Raw genomic sequence first — 22291 nt, 5'->3', positions numbered from 1 at the left:
ATTTTGAGATTTGCGTTTTTTGCAAAGCTCAAAATCGAGGAGCGAGACCTTGGCTAGATCCGGTCCCACAGCAGGCAGTCTACCACACCCCCGATGGCGGCATATTTCGATAAACTACAAACAAAGAGCCTCAGCAATTACGCTGAAGCTCTTTTTGTTTAATATTTAGTTATGTATAGATAAAACTCTTTAGTCGATAAATTGATGTTAAAGTTAACACCATTTGAAGTAATTTGACTCATTGACGTCTTGGTAGAATTCTTGCTAGCATTTTTAGTTTGCTTACCAAAATCCTTCAAAACTTTTTTACCATCAGCACCAAGTAATTTTGAAGTGATCATTAAATCAGTTGCAAAATTCTTTTGGCCTGTCTTTGATTTCAAATCCTTGTATGAAAACTTAGTTGCAATACCCATCAATTGATTGTTTTGAACGTTGTAATACCATTTGGTTCCGTCAGTCTTCTTGTGCGTGAACATACCATCTTTAGAAATCAATTGTAATTGATCAGTCGGTTGTCCTAGTGACAATAACGTATAGTTATATGTTTGTGCAAAAGTCAGGTAGTCTTGAAGCGCCTTGGCTTTTTTTACTTTTACTAACTTGGTTTCAACTTTATCACCGTTCGTTGCTTTAATACGAACATTTTGGTCTTTAGTTGAAACTGGTACGGAAATGGCAAAATGATTATCGTTTACATCTACCTTCTCAGTCTTGCCTGCAACAGTGTATGTTAACTTGTCATAATCCTTGGCCTGACCTTTGACTACAGCAACTAAGCCATCAGCTCTGTATTCTTTGGCAGTTGTCGATAAACTCATTTTGGAACAACCAGTTAGTAACAAAAAGAATAGCGGAATAAACATCAATAACATGTATTTCAGTTTCTTCATCGTTGTTACCTCATATATTTAAAATATTAAAAAAAAGCCAAGTTAAACTTGACTTTTTCATTAAGCTTCTTTGCTATCGTCGATAACTTTTTCACCCTTGTACATGCCTGATGGTGAAACGTGGTGACTTAAGCGATATTCACCTGTAGCAACGTCGAATTGCATGTTTGGTGTACTTAATTTAAGATGTGCGCGTCTTGAGCGCTTTCTTTGTTTTGATGTTTTTCTCTTTGGAACAGCCATATTTAAAAACTCCTTTTATTTATTAACTCAATCAAATCTAACGTTTAATATAATACTATCATAAAAACGTTTGAGCAAGCAAATTTACTATTTAGTTTGTTTTTTTGCATTATTTTCTTTTAATGCATCAGCAATTTGATTATCGTTTGAAACTTTAACACGGGAAATTTGTTTCTTTGCGTGACGATTGAAATCATCATCGTTTTTCTTGCCAGTAGTAGCCAAAAGCAATGTAATTACAGCACCTAGCAATAATGTGACAATAATTAAAATAATCAGTGGCAATTTAATTTTAGTAAAACCAAAACTAACTGTCACAGGATTAACATTCAAAACAGCAAAAATTACTACGATCAAAGTAATAACTAAGCCAATTACGAATCTTGATTGTTTACCCTTCATATGAATCCTCCCCTATTTACGATTGCCGAGTGTTGCAGCAAAGTAATCTCCAAGTTCTGGAGCAACTTTATAAAGCACCGCTGCCAATTCCATATAACGTGGACGATTGATTTCACGTTTTCTACGACCAAACGTATTAACAATATCCCAAGCTAATCGATCAGGATCAAGCACAAAATATTTTACTGAATCAAGATAGTTACCTGAATGATCCGCTACATTGAAGAAATTAGTGTTTACAGGGCCGGGATTAACCGTCGTAACATAAACACCCATTGGCTTCAATTCGAGTCTGAGACCGTCTGAAAAGGCGATTACAGCCGCCTTGCTAGCTGCATATGCTGCAGACTTCGGCGTTGTGATTTTACCAGCCATAGAACCAACATTAATAATGTGTCCACGACCGTTTTCAATCATACCAGAAGCAATTAAACGTGTCATCAACATTAGACCCAAGACATTGACACGGAACATTTTTTCGATTTTATCAAAATCAGTATCCATGTAATTAGAAAAGTCACCAAAACCGGCGGCATTAACTAAAACGTCAATATCATCACTAATTGTCGCAATTTTTTCAACGGCAGCATTGATTTGAGCTGGATCACTCATATCAACTGACAAATATTCATGCTGGGCACTCTCGGCTCCCACACGAATACATTCATTCTTAACTTCCAGTAGCTTATCTTCACTACGGGCAATTAAGATAACATTTGCACCACATTTTGCTGAATTAATGGCAACATCTTTACCGATTCCGGAAGATGCACCAGTTACAATAACTGTTTGATTCAATAAATTAGTCATATTCATCCTCTTTTCCTAGTTGAAAGGAACCTCGTACAAATCAAAATCACTAGCTACACGCGTATTCTTAAAAATCTTTTGAGCTTCCTTTTGTAAGATCAAAGCACCCCTACCAGTATATCTGGCAGAAATATGTGTCAAAATCAAACCTTTAGCATGGCATCTCTTAGCAACTTCTGCTGCTTGCGTAGCAGTTGAATGATAATAATTGTAAGCTAATTTCTTTTCATCATTAGAGAAAGTTGACTCATGAACGATTACATCGGCATCTTGGGATAGTTTGTCTATCTCAGGTGTGTAACGTGTATCAGAAATGATTGTAACAACTTTGCTAGGCTTATCTGGGCCAATAAAGTCCTTACCATCAATTACTGTTCCATCATCCAATGTGACAACCTTACCAGCCTTCAATTGGCCAAAAATCGGACCATTAGGAATATGATATTCCTGCAATTTATCGACTAATAATTCACCAACACGAGGTTTTTCAACAACACGATAGCCAAAACAAGTAATTCGATGCTTTAATTTCCCAGCATAAACACTAAATGTCTTATCATTGAAAACCTCACCATCGTTTTTTAGTTCGATATATTTGATTTGGTAGCCTAATCTGCTGCCTGTCACTTTTAGCGATGTTTCAACATATTCTTTGATGCCAACAGGACCATAAATCTCCAGTGGCGTATTTCCGCCTTGGTTGGCCCGGCTAGCTAATAACCCTGGAAGTCCAAAAATGTGATCACCATGTAAATGAGTGATAAAAATTTTGGTTATCTTTCTTGGTTTAATTGCTGTTTTTAATATTTGATGCTGCGTAGCCTCACCAACGTCAAAAAGCCAAACTTCGTTTCGCTCATCCAGCATCTTCAATGCAGTACTCGAAACGTTGCGACCTTTCGATGGAACTCCGGCACCAGTTCCTAAAAATTCTAATTCCATAAAAAAATTTACCTATCTACTTTTTGTCTAATGATTTCAAAATTTCTTTTGCGACAAATGAAGTATAGTACATTGATCCATCAGGATTTGGATGTACATCATCATCATAGAACCAATCGGTATGACCTTGTGAATAAGTATTCCAGTCGATTATCGTCAAGTTCTTATACTTCTTTGTTGCTTCGGACAAGACACCATTAACTGTCTTTTCCCATGGTCTTGTTGGTACGTGAACATTGATCCAGTAAACATGACGTTGTGGACCAACCAGTTGCATAATTTGACCAACTTGATCCATATTAAATGGTCCGTTAGTTCCTAATCCAATCATGACATTTGGTGCAAGAACACCTTGATCTTTATAATTTTGCAAAAGATCAACACTGGCACCCATCTGACGACTGACAGCTGCATCAATAATAACTTTCTTGTCATCGAATAACTTCAAGAAGTTGTCTGAACCATCAGCCATAACTGAATCACCGACTGCTGTCAAAGGAACATCCTTTAAGCGTTGCAAGTCGATTTGACTCAAGCCATACTTTTCAAACTCAGTGTTAACTGGATGACTCTTAGCTGCCTTCTTATAACGAGCATAATCAGCACTAGACATCTTACCAGTAGCATTCTTTTGCTCGGATTTGGCTTTCTTCAAGTTCTCAATTGCTTTTTGTTTCTTAGCTTTAGTAGCCTTCTCATTCTTAGTGATCTTATTAGCTAAAGCACTGTGGTTAACATTAGGTTTAGGAGCACTGACAGCTTTAACCACACCGTATGAACCAGTTAAACAAATAACTGCAATTACTAAAGCTAAGACACGTTGAACAGCTGTTGAAGTACGGAAGAACTTCTTCACGTCACTCCATTTAGCGTGGGCTAATGGTTGTTCAACAAATCTGAATGAAAATTCAGTTACTAAGACGATCAAAATAACTTCAATTACAGGATAAAGTATTGGATGATCAGCAATATTTCTGAATTTTGATTCGAAGAAAATCATTACTGGGAATTGATACAAGTAAAGTCCATAACTTCTTGTTCCAATATAATGGAAAACTTTATTTGATAAAACACCATTCCAGAATGAATCAGGATGGGCAACCACCCCGATAAAAATACAAGTTGTGATAGAGAAAATAAACATCCCACCACGATACAAGAATGGATCAGAATCTTTAATTGTAAAGATCATCAAAATCATCAAAGCAAATGACAACAAGCCAACTAAGTTTAACTTCAGCTTGTCGTTTTTCTTCAGACCACTCTTCAGTTTCTCAGCTGGCCAAATCAATGCTAGACCACAGCCAAGTAAGATTGAGAACAATCTTGTATCTGTACCATAATAAATTCGGCTAGGGTCAACACCTGGCTTGAACAAAATTGCCATCCAAATAGCTGAAGCAATCGAAAGAATCATGGCAAAACCAAAAATACGGCTCTTTTTAACGCCATATTTAGCAAACAAAATTAGTAGAATTGGCCAAACAATATAGAACTGACCTTCAATTGACAATGTCCACAAATGTGTAAATGGTGATTCATTATTAGCAAATCTTTCAAAATAAGATTGACCATTAAAAATTTGCCACCAGTTATAAACATTCAAGACATTCGTTACAAAAATCTGATCTAAATGGTATAGCAACCCCTTCAAGAACATTACAATATATGCCCCAGATGCTAGTAAAACAAACAACATCCCTGGGTATAATCTTTTAATTCTTTTAACATAAAAATTACTCAACGAGAATGAACCACCATAATCAACAGTATTAAAAAAATGATCTGTGATTAAGTAACCTGATATAAGGAAGAAAATTGGTACTCCTAAATATCCGCCAGAAAAAACATTGGGATTTAAGTGATACATAATGACACCAATAACCCCTAAAGTACGTAGTCCATCAAATCCAGTAATAAATCTTCTTTTTGGTGATTTATTCATTATCTTAATTGCCCCTAAATAAATTCAAAAGTGAAATCGAGAATTGTTACTGAATCGCCTGATTCAGCACCTGCGTCGATTAATGCATCTTCAATACCCATAGACTTAAGTTGTCTAGCAAAACGCATAATTCCATCTTGGTGATCCAAATTAGTTCTTTGAAGAAGTAATTCGACTTTAGCACCTTTAACAACAAAGTCATGATCGGCTTCTTTTTCAATGGTAAATGCTTTAGCTTCAGGTTCGTAATTGTATTCTTTCGTCTCATCAGTTTGAACATCAAAGTGAATTGGTTCAGCCTTTGATAAGACTTCACTTGTGTGATTCATTAAAGCTTTCACACCAGTGTGTTGAATACTTGAAATTGGGAAAATATCAGCATCGTCTGGTAATTTCTCTTTGAATTCAGCCATGCGTTCTTCAGAACCAGGAATATCCAACTTAGTTGGTACGATGACTTCTGGACGTTTTAAGACGTTCTCGTCATAATTTCCTAATTCATTTCTAATTGCTAAATAATCTTCATATGGATCACGACCATTGTTAGGATCCATGTCGACTAAGTGCAAAATAACTCTCGTACGTTCAACGTGGCGTAAGAATTGGATTCCCAAACCAACACCGTTGGATGCACCTTCAATCAAACCTGGTAAATCGGCTATAACAAAATCACGACCGTCATCTAAACGAACCATACCTAAATTAGGTGACAAAGTTGTAAAGTGATAGGCTGCAATTTTTGGCTTAGCTGAAGTAGCAACTGATAATAAGGTAGATTTACCCACAGATGGGAAACCAACCAAACCAACATCAGCAATTAGCTTCAACTCAAGTTTGATCATTTTTTCTTGTCCAGGCTCACCATTTTCGGCAACTTCTGGAGCTTGGTTCTTTGAATTAGCAAAGTGAATATTTCCACGTCCACCGTCGCCACCTTTGGCTACTACTAATTCTTGGTTATTTTCAACTAAATCACCGATTAAACGACCAGTTGCTTCATCATATACTGAAGTTCCTGTTGGAACCTTAATATAAACGGGATCGGCTTTATGCCCATACATCCCCTTGATTTGACCATTTTGACCTGCTTCAGCCTTGAAAATTCTCTTGTATCTAAAGTCCATTAAAGTATTCATACCTTCATTAGCCTTTAAGATGATATCGCCACCGCGACCACCATCACCGCCGGAAGGTCCACCGAGTGGAACATATTTTTCGTGACGGAAGGCAACAGCCCCGTCGCCACCCTTTCCGGATCTAACGGTGATTTTAACGTTATCTACAAACATTAAAATCCCCCTTTCTAAACTATAATTATCATTTCTAAATTTTAGCACAAAAACAGACTTCATAATACTTTGAACTCACATTCGTTGTCCAGTCTTTTATAAAAGTTTCGATATTTCTTGAATGTTTTTGACTGTTTTTGATATTTTATGATTGATTTTGACCGAATATGGTTGTATTATATCTCTTGTGAGGTGATGTAAGTGCTTACTGAAGAAAGACAACAAATTATTTTAGAACAATTAAAATTACATAATATTGTCAAACTCCATGATTTAATTCCATTAACTGGTGCTTCCGAATCCACCTTGCGCCGTGATCTCCAAGATTTAGAAAACTGTCGCAAGTTGTTGAGGATTCACGGTGGAGCTCAAAACGTTATTTCTTTACATGAAGAACCGGCACTTTCTCAAAAAGCTGCTGTTCATATTAATGAAAAGAAAATGATTGGTCAGACAGCCGCAAATCTCGTTCAGAATCACGAAGTAATCTTTCTTGATTCAGGGACCACGATTCAATTCATGATTCCCTATTTAATAGAACATAACGATCTGTTAGTCATTACCAATAGTGTCGACAACGCTTCGATGCTGGCCGATTATAACGTCAATACTTTTCTTCCTGGGGGGAAGTTAAAGTCATCTACCAAAGCTTTGGTTGGAGCTAATATCATTCAAACTTTGGAAAACTATCATTTTGATCGAGCCTTTCTAGGTACTAACGGTTTCTCAGTGGAAGCTGGTTATACAACACCAGATCCTGAGGAAGCTGCTATTAAGAGCTTGGCAATCGCTCAATCAAATCAAGCTTATGTTCTTTCCGATAGTTCCAAGTTTTCGCAAGTGAGTTTTAGTCGTTTCGCGACTTTAGAGGATGTCCCACTAATCACGGACAAATTATCAGACAAAGAAATAAGCATTTTAAGTAAATATACTAAGATAACGGAGGCTATTTAGTTGATTTATACAATTACAGTCAATCCTTCAATCGATTACGTTTTACAATTGGAGAATTTAAATACTGGCGAAGTTAACCGTACATCAAGTGATGTCAAACTTCCTGGTGGAAAAGGTATCAACGTTTCACGAATTTTAAAGGCTTTGGACATCGATTCAACAGCTTTAGGATTTGTCGGTGGTGCTACTGGTTCAATGTTTGAAGAATTGCTTGCTCAACATGAACTAAAAACTGCTTTCACTAAAGTTCAAGAAGATACTCGTATCAACGTTAAGATTAATGCCACAGTCCAAAATGAGGAAACCGAGATCAACGGTGCTGGACCTTCGATTAGCGCTGACGAACGTCAAACGTTCATGAATCACCTTTCAGGTATTGGTGATGGAGATATTGTCATCATGGCTGGAAGCCTTTGCAAAAACCTTGATGCTAAATTTTATTTAGATATTGCTCAAACAATTCAACAACAAGGCGCCGAATTTGTTATTGATACAACTGGCCAAGCATTACTTGATACATTGCCATTGCACCCACTAGTTGTTAAACCTAACCATCATGAACTAGCCGACTTGTTCAATGTAACTTTTAACAATGAACAAGAAATCGTTACTTACGCACGTAAGTTATTAGATCAGGGTGCTAAACATGCACTTGTTTCTATGGCTGGTGATGGTGCCCTACTTGTTACAAAGGACAAAGCTTACAAAGCTAACGCTCCTAAGGGTACAGTGATTAATTCTGTTGGGGCTGGTGATTCAATGATTGCTGGTTTTGCCGGAACATTTATGGAAACAAAAGATCCAATCGAAAGCTTCCATATGGGTGCTGCTTGTGGATCAGCTACAGCCTTCAGCCAAGATATTGCCGTTAAGACAAAGATTGACGAAGTTTATCAAGAAATATCTATTACAGAGCTCTAATTGAGGGGGACTTTTAAAATGGACTTGAAACAATTACTATTAAAAGACGCCATGATCATGGACTTGAAAGCTACTACTAAAGAGGATGCCATTGAAGAAATGGTTGATAAGTACTATCAAGTTGGTGTTATTGACGATAAGAAATTATACAAAGCAGATATCCTTAAACGTGAAGCCCAAACAAGTACTGGTATTGGCGATGGAATTGCCATGCCACATGCTCGTGACAAAGCCGTTAAACGTGCCACAGTGCTTTTTGCTAAGAGTGCTAAAGGTATCGACTATCAATCACTTGACGGACAACCTGCTTACCTATTCTTCATGATTGCTGCTCCAGACGGGGCCGACAATCTTCACTTGCAAGCTTTAGCCGCATTATCATCACTTTTAATTAATCCCGAACTTGTTAAAAACTTGAAAGCTGCTACAACAGCTGATGAAGTTCAAGCATTATTCGACAAAGCTATGCAAGAAAAAGAAGCCAAAGATAAAGCTGATGAAGAAAAGCAAAAAGCTAAAGAAGCTGCTGCTGAACAAGCCGATTCTGCTGATCAAAAGCCTTACGTTGTTGCCGTTACTGCTTGTCCTACAGGTATTGCCCACACATACATGGCTGAAGCTGCTCTAAAAGAACAAGCTGAAAAGATGGGTATCGACATTAAAGTTGAAACAAATGGTTCTGAAGGTGTTAAGCACAAGTTAACAGCCAACGAAATCAAACGTGCTACTGGTGTTATTATTGCAGCTGACAAAAAAGTTGATATGCCAAGATTCGATGGCAAACATCTAGTTAACCGTCCTGTTAGTGACGGTATTAACAAAGCCGAAGAATTGATCAACCTTGCCGTTGAACAAAAAGCTCCTGTCTTCCATGCTGAAGGTGGCGCTGTCGCATCAGATGAACCTGAAGAAAAGAAATCACTTTGGTCAAGAATTTACGCTGATTTAATGAACGGTATTTCAAATATGCTTCCATTCGTTGTTGGTGGTGGTATCTTGATGGCCATCTCCTTCCTATTGGAAAACTCCGTTGGTGCACATTCACAATGGTTCTTGTTCTTCAATAACGTTGGTAACTATGCTTTTAGTTTCTTGATTCCTGTTTTAGCTGCATACATCGCCGTTTCAATTGGTGATCGTCCTGCCTTACTACCTGGTTTTGTTGGTGGTTACATGGCATCACAAGCAACAGCTTCTGTTGTTAGTTCTAAGAGTCCTGCCGGATTTATCGGTGGTCTACTTGCCGGTTTCATCGCTGGATGGGTTATCATCTTCCTTAAGAAATGGCTCAAGAACTTGCCTCACACCTTAGATGGTCTAAAAACTATCTTGATTTACCCAGTACTAGGTTTGCTCTTAACCGGTGCAATCATGTACTTCATCGTTGATCCAGTATTCGCCGTTGTTAATGCTGCAATTACTCACTTCCTAGAATCAATGGGTACTGGTAATGCCGTTATCTTAGGTACATTGCTCGGTGGTATGATGTCAATCGATATGGGTGGTCCTTTCAACAAGGCTGCTTACACATTCGCTATTGGTACATTTACAGCTACACATGACGGTGCTTTGATGGCTGCCGTTATGGTCGGTGGTATGATTCCACCACTAGCAATCGCTATTGCAACAACATTCTGGAAAGATAAGTTTACAGAACAAGAAAGACAAGCTGGTCTATCTAACTATATCTTAGGTCTCTCATTTATCACTGAAGGTGCTATTCCATTTGCTGCCGGAGATCCATTGCACGTTATTGTTTCAAGTGTAATCGGCTCTGCTATCGGTGGTGGCCTAACACAATTATGGGGCGTTAACGTACCTGCTCCTCACGGTGGTATCTTCGTTACACCACTTGCTAACAAACCATTACTTTACTTATTAGCCGTTGTTATCGGTGCGGTAATCTCAGGTGTTATCTATGGTGTTTGGAAACCCGCTAAGAAAAATAACTAATGATTAAATAACAAAAGCGTCCGAATCAATTACGATTCGAACGCTTTTTTGCTGTCTTTATTGAACATAATTATTATTAACTTACTATTCAAAATACAAATCAAAATACAAAGAATACAATAGCCGGAGGATTGGAAGGATGGTTACCAGCAGTGAAAGTGGTGTTAGGACATTTTGTCCTTACAGCACAGGACGTATTTTGAAATTCGTGGTTTGTGCGAAGTTCAAAATCGAGTCTCGAGACCTTGGCTCGAGACGGTCCCACAGCAGGTAACCGTCCTTCCAACCCGGAGGCGGAAAACCTACATCATGTTTTGTTCATCTCGAGTATAACTAAAATACAAATCCAACATAATTGATTTATCACGTGTTGAAATATCATTTAAAGTTTGAATTGCCGTAGCTACCATCAAATCGTCATCCAAACCTTCATCTGAATGATAGTATTCCTTTTGAATACCAATTGATTCATCGAACCAGTCACCCATTCTAATAACAAATTTATAAAAATCATTATCATCGTTTTCATTTAAATAATTAATCTGCAGATCATTAAATAAGTCTGCTAACGCCATAACCTCCGAATACTTCAAGTTATTAACGAAATCTTCAACATGTTTCTTTGCTCTTGTTTCCGTTAACGATTTCAAACTAATCCCAGTAACACGGTGGATCTCTAACGTTGTAATTGAATCATCTTTCAATAATTCAATTGCTCGATCAATATCAGTTAACATAGTAACTACCTCGCTTTTCGTGAAGCTATACTTTGTTGCTACTCTTATTTTAAAACAAAAGCTTTTTTCCTGTCGCCTATTAGCCTTAGTTTTAGGTTAATTTAGCGTAAAGAATCCTTTACATTACGTCCATTCTTTTGATTTTAATCTTAACATAGTTATTTTTAGTAACAAAAAAACAATCCAGCCCTCGAAGGAACTAGATTGTTAACTTTCAACCGTCAGTAAAACTAGCCAATTACATACTGAGCTGAAACCCATTCATTTGTGGCAACTCGATGATAAGTTACACCATCCACTGTTCTTGTTTGATCAGTCTTCCATGACGAATCATTAGCTAAACCACGGTTTGTAACAACTTTCATGCTACCATCCGCTTGTAAGGCCATTAAATTAATAAAATCAGAAGCAGAATTTCTAACCTTGATTACACTCATCGTAGATGAATCTGTCACACTATTATTTGTCGTTGTATCAGGTTTTACAGTTGTATCCGTATTTCCTGCAGTAATACCTTGTGGTGCTTGATAACTTGTAAAGAAATTATCATACAATTGTGAAACATCAAAATTACCATAACTACCGTTAAAGTTATAAGTACTTGTCCATTGCCATCCATGTGCCCAACTGTATTCATACATATCAGTGGCATTGTATGGATAAGCAGCTAACCAGCCTTTATCAATATTCATCTTGTAGTTCAACCATGAACCCATCGTATAAATATCTGAACGATAACCATACTTCGCAACCTCATTAATAAAAGCCGCATTATTAGCATTATTTTGAGAAACTGATAAAGCCGCTTGTTCAGAGCTTTCCACATCAGTAATCAAAACAGCTCCTGCTGGTAACCCATCTGCTTTTGCCGTTTGGGCTGCAAAGTCAGCTTCAGCAATTGCTTGAGCTACGGTACTGTAATGAGCATAGTGATAACCATTGATGTACAATCCAGCTGCCTGAGCAGTTTTAATGTCATTAGCGGCATAAGCATCTTTGAAGGTTGTACCCTCACTGATTTTAGTTACAGCTGCCTTAACGCCGTAATTGTCATGCATGTCTTGAAAATTAGCGACTGACATATTCCCATTATAGTTTGATACATCAACCATATCCATCCGTGCAGCATCAACATTACTTGCGCAGAAAAAGACCGTCACAACTGATAATACTGTCGTAACGGCAGCGATAACCCATTTTTTTAAAACCATTAACCGAATCCCCCTAGTAATTTTTGTAACTTAAATTAGTATAGGCTAAATTCTCTAATTTTTGCCAAATATTACAGGGTTGTTCAAGGATAGTAATAATTATGTAATATTGTTTAATTATTTTATTTATCAGAAGTATAACTTACATTCCGTTTCTTCATTCTTGTTGCATACCAATAAAAAAGTAGTAAATAAACAATCAGACAGGCAACTGTGATTAAAATAAATTTCACATCACCTGATGATGATTTACCAATCATAATAGCAAGTAATTGTTCAATTGGTCCTTCTTTAGTAGCTGAGCCAATCATCCCAATGTTGACATTTTTTGATAACAAGATGTTTTTGAACATTGATGTCACAAATGGTGCTGTCAAAGTAGCTGAATAAAGAAAGATGGGGATTTCCACTATTCCAATAACAATCATCCGCATAACTTTACCTCTAGTAACAACCAACAATGATGGTGTAATTCCCATAGCTATTAAACCGCCTAGTGGAATAATTTTGTTACCTGGCAATAGAAACGCTTCAATAATTAAACATGGTGCCAAAATATTGGCGACTGACCAAACTTCTGGACGACTAGAAAGAAATGCCCAATCTAAGCCAATGAAATGAATATCCGTCCCTACTAACTGATTTAATTTATTAGTAATCACTTGAATAATTGGGTCGAGGGCTGATGTCAGCCATGATCCAACAACGTTAAAGAGCTCCACAAATGCACCTAATAGTAGCCCTAACGTAAAGATATCTTTAACATCTATTTGACCAAATAAACCAATTAAAACTCCGACAAAGAAACCAGTCGCAAATTTAGAACTCCAAAAACCAACAGCTTTATTCAACTTAGCTGAATTAAAGCTTATGTTATCAATTTTTGGTATCAAGATCGTACACAAGTCATTCAACAGCATCACAATCGGATTCATTAAATAATTCATGTGCGTTGAAGTCATCGGACTACCGTCACTTTTCATCAAGTCATTAAATGTTGGTTTCATCAAATCTGAATTAATAAATTTTAAAATTCCTAAAGCAATTACAAAGACTAAACTAACGAAGAAATTTGCTCCCATATAAACTGCTAATAATCCGACAAATGATAAATGCCAAATATCAAAGACATCGACATCTAAGGTTTGCGTTAAATGATAACGTAATAAAATCAAATTAACTATTATCATAATGAACAAAATCAACAAGTTATAAGCTGAGCTCCACGTAATAATTGCTGCTGGAGTCCATCCCAAATCAATAATATTTAACGACTTAGTTGTTTTTTCAACTAGTTGGCTGATATCAGGATTATACGTCTGCATCAAGAGCACTACTAATGACGTTGTCGCCATAATAGCAATGAGAAACTTAACGATACTTTCAACCATCTTAGTAACTTTTAGTTTTCCAAATATCATCAGACCGACCAAAATCAGACAGACAATTACTAAACCATTGGCATAACTCAAAATATTTAGCAAAATACATTCCCCCCAGAAAAAAAACTAAGGAAAAACAATTCCTTAGTTTTCTAATATACATATTTTACATCAATTAATTATTATTTTGTTTGTGTTCTTTAAGATAATCTTGAGCCCACTTCATATACTTAGCATCTTCAGCAGCATCTTGTGATGTCAAAATCTCAGGACCATTTTCAGTAATTGCTAAAGTATGTTCATATTGAGCTGACCATGAACCATCAGCACTAGCATAGTAAATCCAGTCATCATTAGGGTCCTTTAGTGAACGGTCAACGATTTCCCAGGTACCTTCATTAATCATAGGTTCGATTGTAATAGTCATACCATTCTTCAAACGCAAGCCCTTACCTGGTTCACCATAGTGCAAAACATCAGGTTCTTCGTGCATTGTAGGTCCAATTCCGTGTCCACAAAGATCACGAACATCACCATAGCCATGTTCATCTTCAGTATAGTGTTGGATAGCATAGCCGATATCGCCTAAACGATTACCTTCAATACTTTGAGCAATTCCCAAATATAGTGATTTCTTAGTTACTTCCATCAAATCAGAAGTTTCTTGACTAACTGAACCAACGCCGTAACTCCAACAAGAATCACTTTCGTAGCCCTTGTAGTTAACAGTCATATCAACTTTAACCACATCACCCTCTTGTAAAATCAAATCCTTACGTGGTGTACCATGGGCAACTTCATCGTTCACGTCAATACATGTTGCGTATTTGTAACCTTCAAATCCCTTTTCAGAAGGAGTAGCACCGTGACTAACAATATAGTCATTGGCAAATTCTTCAATTGAATAAGCGGAAATTCCTGGTTTGATCATGTCGCGTAAGCCCAAGTGAACTCCAGCTAAAATCTTTCCAGATTCACGCATTCCTTCAATTTCTCGTTCTGATTTTAATGTAATCATATAATAAATCTCCCTCAATTATCCTTTATGATATTTTTTATGAAAATCGGTACTTGCTAAAGTGATTTTAATTGTTTGTGCGGTTGTTTTTGGAATTCCTAATTCAGTCAATTGGTCAATGGTAGCTTCCTTCATCTTTTTGACTGAACCAAATTTCTTCAAAAGCTTGGTTCGTGTCTTGGGACCAACCCCTTGTATATTATCCAGTTGCGAAGATAGAGCATTCTTACTTCTTGTTTTCCGATGGAAAGTTATCGCGAAACGGTGCACTTCATCTTGAACACGTTGCAATAAATAAAACCCTTGACTCTTTCGATCCAATGGCACTTCAATACCATCCTCACCGACAATCAAATGTGACGTATTATGGTGATCATCTTTAACCATACCAGCTACAGGAATATCAATCCCTAACTCATTATTCAAGACATCCATAACAGCACGTAATTCAATGATACCACCATCCATCAAGATTAAATCTGGTAAGGGATCATTTTCCTTAATTAAACGCGAATAACGTCGATAAATAACCTCACGTGTATTGGCAGCTTCATCCGCACCCGATTGATGTTCAACTTCACCTTTGATTTTATATTTCCGATAGCCACTCTTTTCAGGACGACCATCTTTGAACATAACCATCGCCGAAACGGGATTTGTCCCTTGAATATGGGAGTGGTCAAACGATTCAATAATATGACCATAAGGTAAATCTAACGCTTCGAAAATTTGCTTTTGCGCACCATATGTTTGACGATTGTCTAGTTCCATCAAACGGAATTTTTCTTGCAAAACCAATTTAGAATTTTCAGCAGCCATATCCATCAAATCCTTCTTTTGACCACGTTGTGGTGTCCGGAAAGGAATATCCAAAACTTGTGAAAGCGTCTGTTTATCTAAATTATCTGGCACCAAAATTTCTTTTGGTAAAACTTGATTTCGACGATTATAAAATTGCAAAATAAATGTCGACAATTCTTCTTCCGGACTGTTGATACAAGCAAAAACTTTCTTCTCTCGTTTCATCAATCTTGCTTGACGGATAAAGAATATTTGAATCGAAATCCAGCCTTTTTCAACATAGTAATTAAAAATATCACGTGGTGTACTGTCATTTGAAATAATTTTTTGTTTCTCAACAGTCGTTTCAATATATTTGATTTGATCACGCAATTCAGCTGCTCGCTCAAATTCCAATTCTTTAGAAGCATTTTCCATGCGTCCTTCAAGTTGTTGTTTGATTTCGCCAACATTCCCGCCTAAAAACTTCTTAATTTTTTCTATCTGAGCATCATATTTTTCTTTAGGAACAGTTTGAAAACAAGCTCCCAAGCATTGTCCCATGTGATAATACAAACAAGGTCTTCCTAAATTACCCTGACATCTGCGTAATGGATAAACCTTTTGTAAGAAATTCAAAGTATTAGAAGCCGCCCAAACGTTTGGATAAGGTCCAAAATAGTAAGCCCCATCCTTTTTGATCAAACCGGTGATCTCCATTTTAGGATCACGTTCATTGGTAATCTTAATATATGGATAACCAGTTCCACGCTTCAATTTAATATTGTAGTAAGGTTGGTGCTTTTGAATCAACGTAATTTCTAGCAAAAAAGCTTCCTTATCATTGGAAGTGATGATTGTTTCAAAATCACGAATTTCAGATACTAAGCGAGCCGTCTTACCTTCATGCGAACTCTTGAAATAAGACCGAACCCGATTCTTCAAGTTTTTGGCCTTTCCAACGTAAATAATTTTTGAATTGATATCCTTCATCAGATAACAACCTGGACGTGGTGGTAACAAGCTCAATTTATGCTCCAAATATTCAGTAGCCAACAATATCCCTCCCTCAAAAGCTTTTTGTGTTTAATACAACCTCTTGTAATATTAATTTAAACAATTTAATTGTCAACTGAAATGCAACCATATGTTCTATTATACAATTTTTGTAATAATTTGGTGTTGATTAAATATTCTCGATTATTCCTCAATTACGACCTAAATTTATTACCTTTTGTAAACGGCGTATTTAACCACTACTTCACAAAAATTCCAACGATATCTTCAAAAATTTGAAGTAAATAATTGTTATTTTAACTAAGAGGCATTATAATGTACTTAATTATAAAGATAACTGAAAGGGGCTGATACCGATGGGCCTAACAGTGAAACGTGAAAGTAATTTTGGCAGTTTATTTGATAAATTTGCCTCTCTTCCCGATGATGTAAAAGAAAACGTAAAACGCGTAGATTCTGCAGATAAGAAATCTTCGAAAGATCAAAAGAATCTTAAAGATAAAAAATAAACTTCTCTTGTTTAATGTCACTTCTAGTAAGTGAACGAATGCCATTTATTTTACTATTTCTTTAAATAAGAACCCTTTTGATTATAGGAAAAGACCTAGGATAATTTGTCCTAGGTCTTTTTTTGTTGTCATCAATTTAGAAAAGCTTATCGCTATCGGAGTTAGCGTGTCCACCAACTGCCAACACTTGAAATGCAATTAATAACATTTGTAGAGCCGGCATGTAGATTAGAGCTAAAACCCAAATAACAATTTCCACACCAACAAATTTCCAACTAGTTAGTGCCCTATAAATTTTCATATTGCGAATGCTAGTAGCCACCTTGTGATAACCAGCTAATTCGTTTTCCTTGGCAATAGTATATGACAAAACAGCATAGGCAAATGACCACAAAAAATAAACAATCGCATAAAATATTTCTGGACCTTGAGCATTCAAATCACGTCCTACCCAAGATGTTGCTACAGGAATAAACGACGTTGTGAACATCCAAAAATTATTAGTCCAAAAAACTTTCCTTGTAATAACTTTGGCTTTACTAAACATATAATGATGATTGTACCAAGCAATTCCAATGAATAACCACCCCACTGCGTATGAAACCATATAAGGTACTTGCGATACAATAGCTGATAATTTTGCTGAATCAGGTGTTTTAAACTCTAAAATCATAATCGTTAAAATAATAGCAATAACAGCATCAGTAAAAGCCTCAACCCTCGATTTATTCAAAATAATCCCTCCCTTTTTGTAGGAAAATTATATCAATAAATCAGAATTGAGACTTTTCTATTATCGTAATAATATTTAACATAAAATAGAATTACTAATATTCAATTATGTATGTTGCTAGTTAAATATGCCGTCTCCAGAAACGAGAAATAGTTACTGGCTATGCGGACCGGTCTGAGCCAAGGTCTCATACCTCGGTTTGAAGCCTCGCAAGCGAGTCTCCAAACACGCCCGGTGCTGTAAGCACGGAAAAAAACACCCGCACTAACACCACTGTCACAGCCAGTAACTATTCTCGTTTCTTCCGACTGAAGTCTTTTTTGAATCTAATTTTTTAAAATATCTGAAATATATTAAGTTATGGCAAATATACTATTGAACTTGGTGGTTACAAATCAACTAACACCAAACCCATATACAATTATCTAAATAGCTCCGTAATTACCACTGTAGTTAACTTTGGTCTGAATAAAATCAGCTGCAATCACCGGACGATTAACGTCTCTTCCCTTATCGTTAAGGTAACTATCCGTGGCTAAGACCCGACCGTAAAACTTAATTGGGTCATTTTCTTGAATACTGGCATTACCTTTTTCAAAGTTGGATAAGTTATACTTCAACTTAATTGTCCGTGTTGCATCATTACCATCCAATGCTACTAATAAGTATTTATGTTCCATATCTAAATCTTTGATGTGTCCACGCTGACAAATCTTTGTTCCATAATACAAACTTGTATTTGAATACAAATTATCAAATGACACATAAGCGTATTTTTTACGTTCTTTGCTAAATTCAGAAACTGTTTTTTGTTTCGATTTATCCATCAAACTGATTTTTGTTTCTTGAATACTACCAGCAATTTTTCCCTTAGGCATGACCAAATATATCGTTGCCAAAATGAGCGCACATAAAAACGCGATCAAGAATCTGGTCGGTAAATTTCTTATCATTTAACTCCCCCAATAATCCAAAGATACCAAAGGTCTAAACGAATTACAATCTGTTTAGACCACTTAATTATTTAAATATTTCCATATGAAATAACCAATAAAAAATACTCCTAAACAAAAATTTAGGAATATTTTTTTATACATTTATTGTCTCTACTTTAATAATATTATCGTTCATCGACAAGCCTTCAACAATGTCGACATAATCGAGACTCTTCCCAAAATCGATTGAATAGACATTAGTATAAACTTTCTCATTATCGCGTCGTGTTACGCTAAAACGCACACCTTCAACGGTAATATCATTTTCTTTAAAGTAATCATCAATAAATTTCTTTGTATCAACCTTGTGCAAATATTCAATTTTCAACTTCCGCACAGGACTGATACGAATAATTTTCTTTAAAAATCCTAACACTGCATACACCACCAGAAATCCTGCGATTGCAATAATATAGTCACCCATACCAACCGCTAAACCGATACATGCGACAACCCATAAACTAGCCGCAGTTGTTAAACCACGAATTGAATGGTGTTCAACAATGATTGTTCCTGCACCTAGAAAACCAATTCCACTAACTACTTGAGCAATCAAACGAGCATCATCTGCTCTTACAACGCCCTTTAATTGTGGATACTGTCTGGCAATATCCAATGCATTAAATCCAATATTTTGCTGAATCATCGCAATGATACAGGCTCCCAAACAAACTAAGACGTGTGTTCTCAATCCTGCTGGTCGATGCTTATATGCTCGATCAATCCCGATTACACCTGCAAACAGAACTGACAACAGCAATCTAATTACTACTGTAAGAACACTTAATTGACTCTGCAAATAACCCCTCCAATGTTCTTGTTCAGTTTCATAATATTAAGTATAACATTATCGAAATTATTCTTTTGCGATACCAGACGATTTTTTAGTATTAACCAAATAACTTTTTAATTTCATCTGAAGTTTTGGCTCTTGCTAACGAATGAAGGAATCCCTTCTTTAAAAGTAACCTAGCCACCGTTGATAAATACGGTACATGTTGATAATTTTTTTCAGGGTCAGGAATCAACAAGGAAATAACTGTTTGTACTGAATTACTTTTATCCCAAATTATCGGTTGTTTCAATTTAACAATCAACATAGTTAAGCTAGTCACTGATTTATCTTGAGCATGCGGAACAGCTATGCCATCACCCAAATCAGTTGCCGCATCGTTTTCACGTACTAAATATTTTCCATAGATTGCTTCTTCATCAATTGATTTGTCGTTTGTTTGCGCTAAATTAGATAAATATTTTAACAATTCATCTCGGGATTTGACATCTACATCAACGACAATATTTTTGACATCTAAAATTTGTGAAAAATCACTCATGGGCTCTTTTTGTGATCCTGTTACATTTTGATCATTCGTCCTAATTGTTTGTGAACTGCTACTTGGATTCAGAAAATCACCAATTTTTTGCCAAAATGACATAAAATCAATCTCCCTTCTTTTCTTTATATAATACTATTATTTTTCAGTAAGTGCTTTCATCAAACAAAAAAAGACCCATCTCATAAGAGATAAGGTCTCTAAAGTATGATTACACATACTACGGACTCGAAGTCCACATAAGGTCAATGCCTTATGTATCTACCATATTAGTTTTATCAAACATTGTAAAGTCTCAATTATTCTTGAAACAATTTCAAAATTTCAGTTTTAGTCTTAGCATTCCGCAAAGCTTCAACAAATTCATCGTGCATCAACAATTTTGAAGTACTAGATAAGTATTCCAAATGATTACTGCCATCATCTTGGTCAGGAATCAAGAATGATATCACAATATCGACTGGTTGATTATCAAATGTTTTCCACTCAACTGGTTGTTTTAGTTTGGCAATCAACATAGCGGAACGATTGATGGTTTTATCCTGGGCATGAGGAATAGCAATTCCCTTCTCCATACCTGTTGAACTTTCAGCTTCACGTGCTAAATATTTCTTATCTACAGCACTTGCATCAGTTGCATAACCGAGTTTCTTAGCAAAATCTGCTAAATATTGTAACAATTCGTCTCTTGAAGCAACATCAACATTTAAAGCAATGTTGTCCTCATTAATAATTTCACTCAAATCATTTTGTTTTGTTTCCGTAGAAACAGGTTCTGGATCACTCTCAACTGCTACATTACCCACTGGTGTTGCCACGATAGCAGCATCATGACGACTTTGACGACCAGCAATTAGTGATAGCAAGAATCCTGAGACCAAAGCACCAATCACGATCCAGAGAACCCACAAGAATGGCTTATTAACTAGCGGTAAAACAATAAAGCCACCATGTGGAGCGGGTACTGAAATCTTGGTTACATACGACAAGATAGCAGCAATTGCGGAGCCAATCATAAATGATGGAATATTTAATAACGGATTCTTGGCCGCAAACGGAATAGCACCTTCAGTAATATGAGTTGAACCTAGTAAGAAGTTAACATAACCTGCACTACGTTCTTTAGCGGTATAAGCTTTTTTGTTGAAGAGAACGGCAAAACCAGTTGCTAGTGGCGGAGCGATACAAGCTGCGGAAACTCCAGCCATGAAGAAGTAATTACCTTGTGCTAACAAAGCTGTACCTGTTAAGTAAGCAGCTTTGTTAATTGGACCACCCATGTCGGCAGCACACATAATACCAACAATCAATCCAAGTAAAATTGGACTAGTATTTTCCATACTCTTTAAGAAAGACATCATTCCTTGATTGATATCTTTCATTGGTACTGAAACATACCACATAATTGTTCCTGAAATCAGAACACCTAATACCGGAAAAATAAAGATTGATTTCAAACCATCAAGTGACTTAGGTAATGATTTAAATAATTTTGCTAAGAGGACAGCCACGTATCCAGCTAGGAAGCCACCAACAATACCGCCTAAAAAGCCGGTACCATTAGAATAAGCAATCATACCTGTAACAAAACCGATAACTAAACCAGTTCTTTTACCAATTGCTTCCGCAATATAAGCACAGAGCACTGGTACCATCAAATTCATGGCAAAACCACCAATAGTATTAAGTAAAGCAGCTAAGGCGTTGTACTCAGCACTCTTGGGATCAGCTGAATTAATACCCCAGAAAAATGAAACGGCTGTTAAAACACCACCTGCAACGACCAATGGCAACATATGTGAAACACCATTCATTAAATATACATACATCTTGTGCCAAAATGTACCCGTTAATTCTGCTTCCTCAGAACCATTAGTTTTTCCACTACCAGATCCATGATAAACAGGAACATTCTTATCGTTTAAAATTTTCTCAATTAACTCATCTGGTTCTTTCATACCTTTCGTAACTGAAACGTTAATCAGACGTTTTCCATCAAAGCGGTCAATATCAACATCCTTATCGGCTGCAATGATAACTCCATCTGCTTGATCAATTTCTGACTGTGTAAAAGCATGTTCAACCCCAGATTGTCCGTGTGTCTCAACTTTAATGGAAATACCACGTTTTTTAGCAGCTTCTTCCAAAGCTTCTTGAGCCATATAAGTATGAGCAATCCCCGTCGGACAACCAGTTGCAGCAATAATTTTATACTTTGCCATA

21 protein-coding genes are annotated in these 22291 nt (G+C 36.5%); 4 read left to right on the top strand and 17 right to left on the bottom strand.

Features of this window, described 5'->3' with window-relative positions:
• Nucleotides 1-158 precede the first annotated feature (158 nt).
• From FD31_RS01185 to obgE, 7 genes are all read right to left on the bottom strand, one after another.
• Nucleotides 159-893 carry a hypothetical protein gene (locus FD31_RS01185; RefSeq protein ID WP_057890941.1) on the bottom strand — a complete coding sequence of 245 codons (735 nt, stop codon included), beginning with the start codon at nucleotides 891-893 and terminating at the stop codon, nucleotides 159-161.
• 60 nt (nucleotides 894-953) lie between these two features.
• Entirely contained in the window at nucleotides 954-1136 is a 183-nt protein-coding gene (rpmF, locus tag FD31_RS01180) for a 50S ribosomal protein L32 (protein ID WP_057890940.1), read from the bottom strand.
• An 87-nt stretch (nucleotides 1137-1223) separates the two neighbouring features.
• Nucleotides 1224-1538 (bottom strand): lipopolysaccharide assembly protein LapA domain-containing protein, encoded by a 315-nt coding sequence (locus FD31_RS01175; protein WP_057890939.1) that lies wholly within the window; start codon nucleotides 1536-1538, stop codon nucleotides 1224-1226.
• 12 nt (nucleotides 1539-1550) lie between these two features.
• Complete coding sequence (locus FD31_RS01170; RefSeq protein ID WP_057890938.1) at nucleotides 1551-2348, bottom strand: SDR family NAD(P)-dependent oxidoreductase; 798 nt, start codon at nucleotides 2346-2348, stop codon at nucleotides 1551-1553.
• Nucleotides 2349-2363: 15 nt separating this feature from the next.
• Nucleotides 2364-3290, bottom strand: coding sequence for a ribonuclease Z (gene rnz / locus FD31_RS01165; protein ID WP_057890937.1), 927 nt, complete (start codon nucleotides 3288-3290; stop codon nucleotides 2364-2366).
• Nucleotides 3291-3306: 16 nt separating this feature from the next.
• Complete coding sequence (locus tag FD31_RS01160) at nucleotides 3307-5235, bottom strand: acyltransferase family protein (protein WP_057890936.1); 1929 nt, start codon at nucleotides 5233-5235, stop codon at nucleotides 3307-3309.
• Nucleotides 5236-5249: 14 nt separating this feature from the next.
• Nucleotides 5250-6524: a GTPase ObgE gene (gene obgE / locus FD31_RS01155; protein ID WP_057890935.1), complete on the bottom strand. Its 1275-nt coding sequence runs from the start codon at nucleotides 6522-6524 to the stop codon at nucleotides 5250-5252.
• Nucleotides 6525-6725: 201 nt separating this feature from the next.
• Between obgE and FD31_RS01150 the strand changes: the two genes are divergently transcribed.
• The 3 genes from FD31_RS01150 to FD31_RS01140 are packed head-to-tail and all read left to right on the top strand — an operon-like array spanning nucleotide 6726 to nucleotide 10352.
• Nucleotides 6726-7478, top strand: a complete 753-nt coding sequence (locus tag FD31_RS01150) for a DeoR/GlpR family DNA-binding transcription regulator (RefSeq protein WP_057890934.1) — start codon at nucleotides 6726-6728, stop codon at nucleotides 7476-7478.
• Nucleotides 7479-8399 carry a 1-phosphofructokinase gene (gene pfkB, locus FD31_RS01145; protein WP_057890933.1) on the top strand — a complete coding sequence of 307 codons (921 nt, stop codon included), beginning with the start codon at nucleotides 7479-7481 and terminating at the stop codon, nucleotides 8397-8399.
• An 18-nt stretch (nucleotides 8400-8417) separates the two neighbouring features.
• A complete protein-coding gene (locus FD31_RS01140; protein ID WP_057890932.1) occupies nucleotides 8418-10352 on the top strand; it encodes a PTS fructose transporter subunit IIABC in 1935 nt (644 codons plus the stop codon).
• A 302-nt stretch (nucleotides 10353-10654) separates the two neighbouring features.
• Here FD31_RS01140 and FD31_RS01135 read toward each other — a convergent pair whose 3' ends face one another.
• From FD31_RS01135 to uvrC, 5 genes are all read right to left on the bottom strand, one after another.
• Nucleotides 10655-11089, bottom strand: coding sequence for a hypothetical protein (locus FD31_RS01135; RefSeq protein ID WP_057890931.1), 435 nt, complete (start codon nucleotides 11087-11089; stop codon nucleotides 10655-10657).
• A 230-nt stretch (nucleotides 11090-11319) separates the two neighbouring features.
• Nucleotides 11320-12300, bottom strand: coding sequence for a GH25 family lysozyme (locus FD31_RS01130; protein ID WP_057890930.1), 981 nt, complete (start codon nucleotides 12298-12300; stop codon nucleotides 11320-11322).
• Nucleotides 12301-12422: 122 nt separating this feature from the next.
• Nucleotides 12423-13784, bottom strand: a complete 1362-nt coding sequence (locus FD31_RS01125; protein WP_222592670.1) for a PTS transporter subunit IIC — start codon at nucleotides 13782-13784, stop codon at nucleotides 12423-12425.
• Between the two features lie 73 nt (nucleotides 13785-13857).
• Complete coding sequence (map, locus tag FD31_RS01120; RefSeq protein WP_057890929.1) at nucleotides 13858-14700, bottom strand: type I methionyl aminopeptidase; 843 nt, start codon at nucleotides 14698-14700, stop codon at nucleotides 13858-13860.
• A gap of 18 nt (nucleotides 14701-14718) precedes the next feature.
• The gene (gene uvrC, locus FD31_RS01115; protein ID WP_057890928.1) at nucleotides 14719-16536 is read right to left on the bottom strand and encodes an excinuclease ABC subunit UvrC; all 1818 of its coding nucleotides are present in this window, start codon (nucleotides 16534-16536) and stop codon (nucleotides 14719-14721) included.
• A 317-nt stretch (nucleotides 16537-16853) separates the two neighbouring features.
• Between uvrC and FD31_RS14265 the strand changes: the two genes are divergently transcribed.
• Complete coding sequence (locus FD31_RS14265) at nucleotides 16854-17006, top strand: SPJ_0845 family protein (RefSeq protein WP_164480478.1); 153 nt, start codon at nucleotides 16854-16856, stop codon at nucleotides 17004-17006.
• A 136-nt stretch (nucleotides 17007-17142) separates the two neighbouring features.
• On the opposite strand, the gene FD31_RS01110 is transcribed toward FD31_RS14265, so the two are convergent.
• From FD31_RS01110 to FD31_RS01090, 5 genes are all read right to left on the bottom strand, one after another.
• The gene (locus FD31_RS01110) at nucleotides 17143-17739 is read right to left on the bottom strand and encodes a TMEM175 family protein (protein ID WP_057890927.1); all 597 of its coding nucleotides are present in this window, start codon (nucleotides 17737-17739) and stop codon (nucleotides 17143-17145) included.
• A gap of 425 nt (nucleotides 17740-18164) precedes the next feature.
• On the bottom strand, nucleotides 18165-18692 hold the full coding sequence (locus FD31_RS01105; RefSeq protein WP_057890926.1) for a hypothetical protein: 528 nt from the start codon (nucleotides 18690-18692) through the stop codon (nucleotides 18165-18167).
• 136 nt (nucleotides 18693-18828) lie between these two features.
• Entirely contained in the window at nucleotides 18829-19533 is a 705-nt protein-coding gene (locus tag FD31_RS01100) for an MgtC/SapB family protein (protein ID WP_057890925.1), read from the bottom strand.
• A 91-nt stretch (nucleotides 19534-19624) separates the two neighbouring features.
• Nucleotides 19625-20170 (bottom strand): PTS sugar transporter subunit IIA, encoded by a 546-nt coding sequence (locus FD31_RS01095; RefSeq protein WP_057890924.1) that lies wholly within the window; start codon nucleotides 20168-20170, stop codon nucleotides 19625-19627.
• 197 nt (nucleotides 20171-20367) lie between these two features.
• Nucleotides 20368-22290 carry a fructose-specific PTS transporter subunit EIIC gene (locus FD31_RS01090; RefSeq protein ID WP_057890923.1) on the bottom strand — a complete coding sequence of 641 codons (1923 nt, stop codon included), beginning with the start codon at nucleotides 22288-22290 and terminating at the stop codon, nucleotides 20368-20370.
• Between the last annotated feature and the right edge of the window lies 1 nt (nucleotide 22291).

Source organism: Companilactobacillus nantensis DSM 16982 (assembly GCF_001435815.1).
Taxonomy (GTDB): Bacteria; Bacillota; Bacilli; order Lactobacillales; family Lactobacillaceae; genus Companilactobacillus; species Companilactobacillus nantensis.
This window is presented reverse-complemented; position numbering and strand designations above follow the sequence as displayed.

Coding starts and splice junctions, on each gene's coding strand:
- FD31_RS01175 (WP_057890939.1), bottom strand. CDS start 1,538: ATGAAGGGTAAACAATCAAGATTCGTAATTGGCTTAGTTATTACTTTG.
- obgE (WP_057890935.1), bottom strand. CDS start 6,524: ATGTTTGTAGATAACGTTAAAATCACCGTTAGATCCGGAAAGGGTGGC.
- FD31_RS01130 (WP_057890930.1), bottom strand. CDS start 12,300: ATGGTTTTAAAAAAATGGGTTATCGCTGCCGTTACGACAGTATTATCA.
- FD31_RS01160 (WP_057890936.1), bottom strand. CDS start 5,235: ATGAATAAATCACCAAAAAGAAGATTTATTACTGGATTTGATGGACTA.
- FD31_RS01135 (WP_057890931.1), bottom strand. CDS start 11,089: ATGTTAACTGATATTGATCGAGCAATTGAATTATTGAAAGATGATTCA.
- FD31_RS01095 (WP_057890924.1), bottom strand. CDS start 20,170: ATGTCATTTTGGCAAAAAATTGGTGATTTTCTGAATCCAAGTAGCAGT.
- map (WP_057890929.1), bottom strand. CDS start 14,700: ATGATTACATTAAAATCAGAACGAGAAATTGAAGGAATGCGTGAATCT.
- FD31_RS01105 (WP_057890926.1), bottom strand. CDS start 18,692: ATGATAAGAAATTTACCGACCAGATTCTTGATCGCGTTTTTATGTGCG.
- rnz (WP_057890937.1), bottom strand. CDS start 3,290: ATGGAATTAGAATTTTTAGGAACTGGTGCCGGAGTTCCATCGAAAGGT.
- FD31_RS01090 (WP_057890923.1), bottom strand. CDS start 22,290: ATGGCAAAGTATAAAATTATTGCTGCAACTGGTTGTCCGACGGGGATT.
- FD31_RS14265 (WP_164480478.1), top strand. CDS start 16,854: ATGGGCCTAACAGTGAAACGTGAAAGTAATTTTGGCAGTTTATTTGAT.
- rpmF (WP_057890940.1), bottom strand. CDS start 1,136: ATGGCTGTTCCAAAGAGAAAAACATCAAAACAAAGAAAGCGCTCAAGA.
- FD31_RS01170 (WP_057890938.1), bottom strand. CDS start 2,348: ATGACTAATTTATTGAATCAAACAGTTATTGTAACTGGTGCATCTTCC.
- FD31_RS01140 (WP_057890932.1), top strand. CDS start 8,418: ATGGACTTGAAACAATTACTATTAAAAGACGCCATGATCATGGACTTG.
- FD31_RS01185 (WP_057890941.1), bottom strand. CDS start 893: ATGAAGAAACTGAAATACATGTTATTGATGTTTATTCCGCTATTCTTT.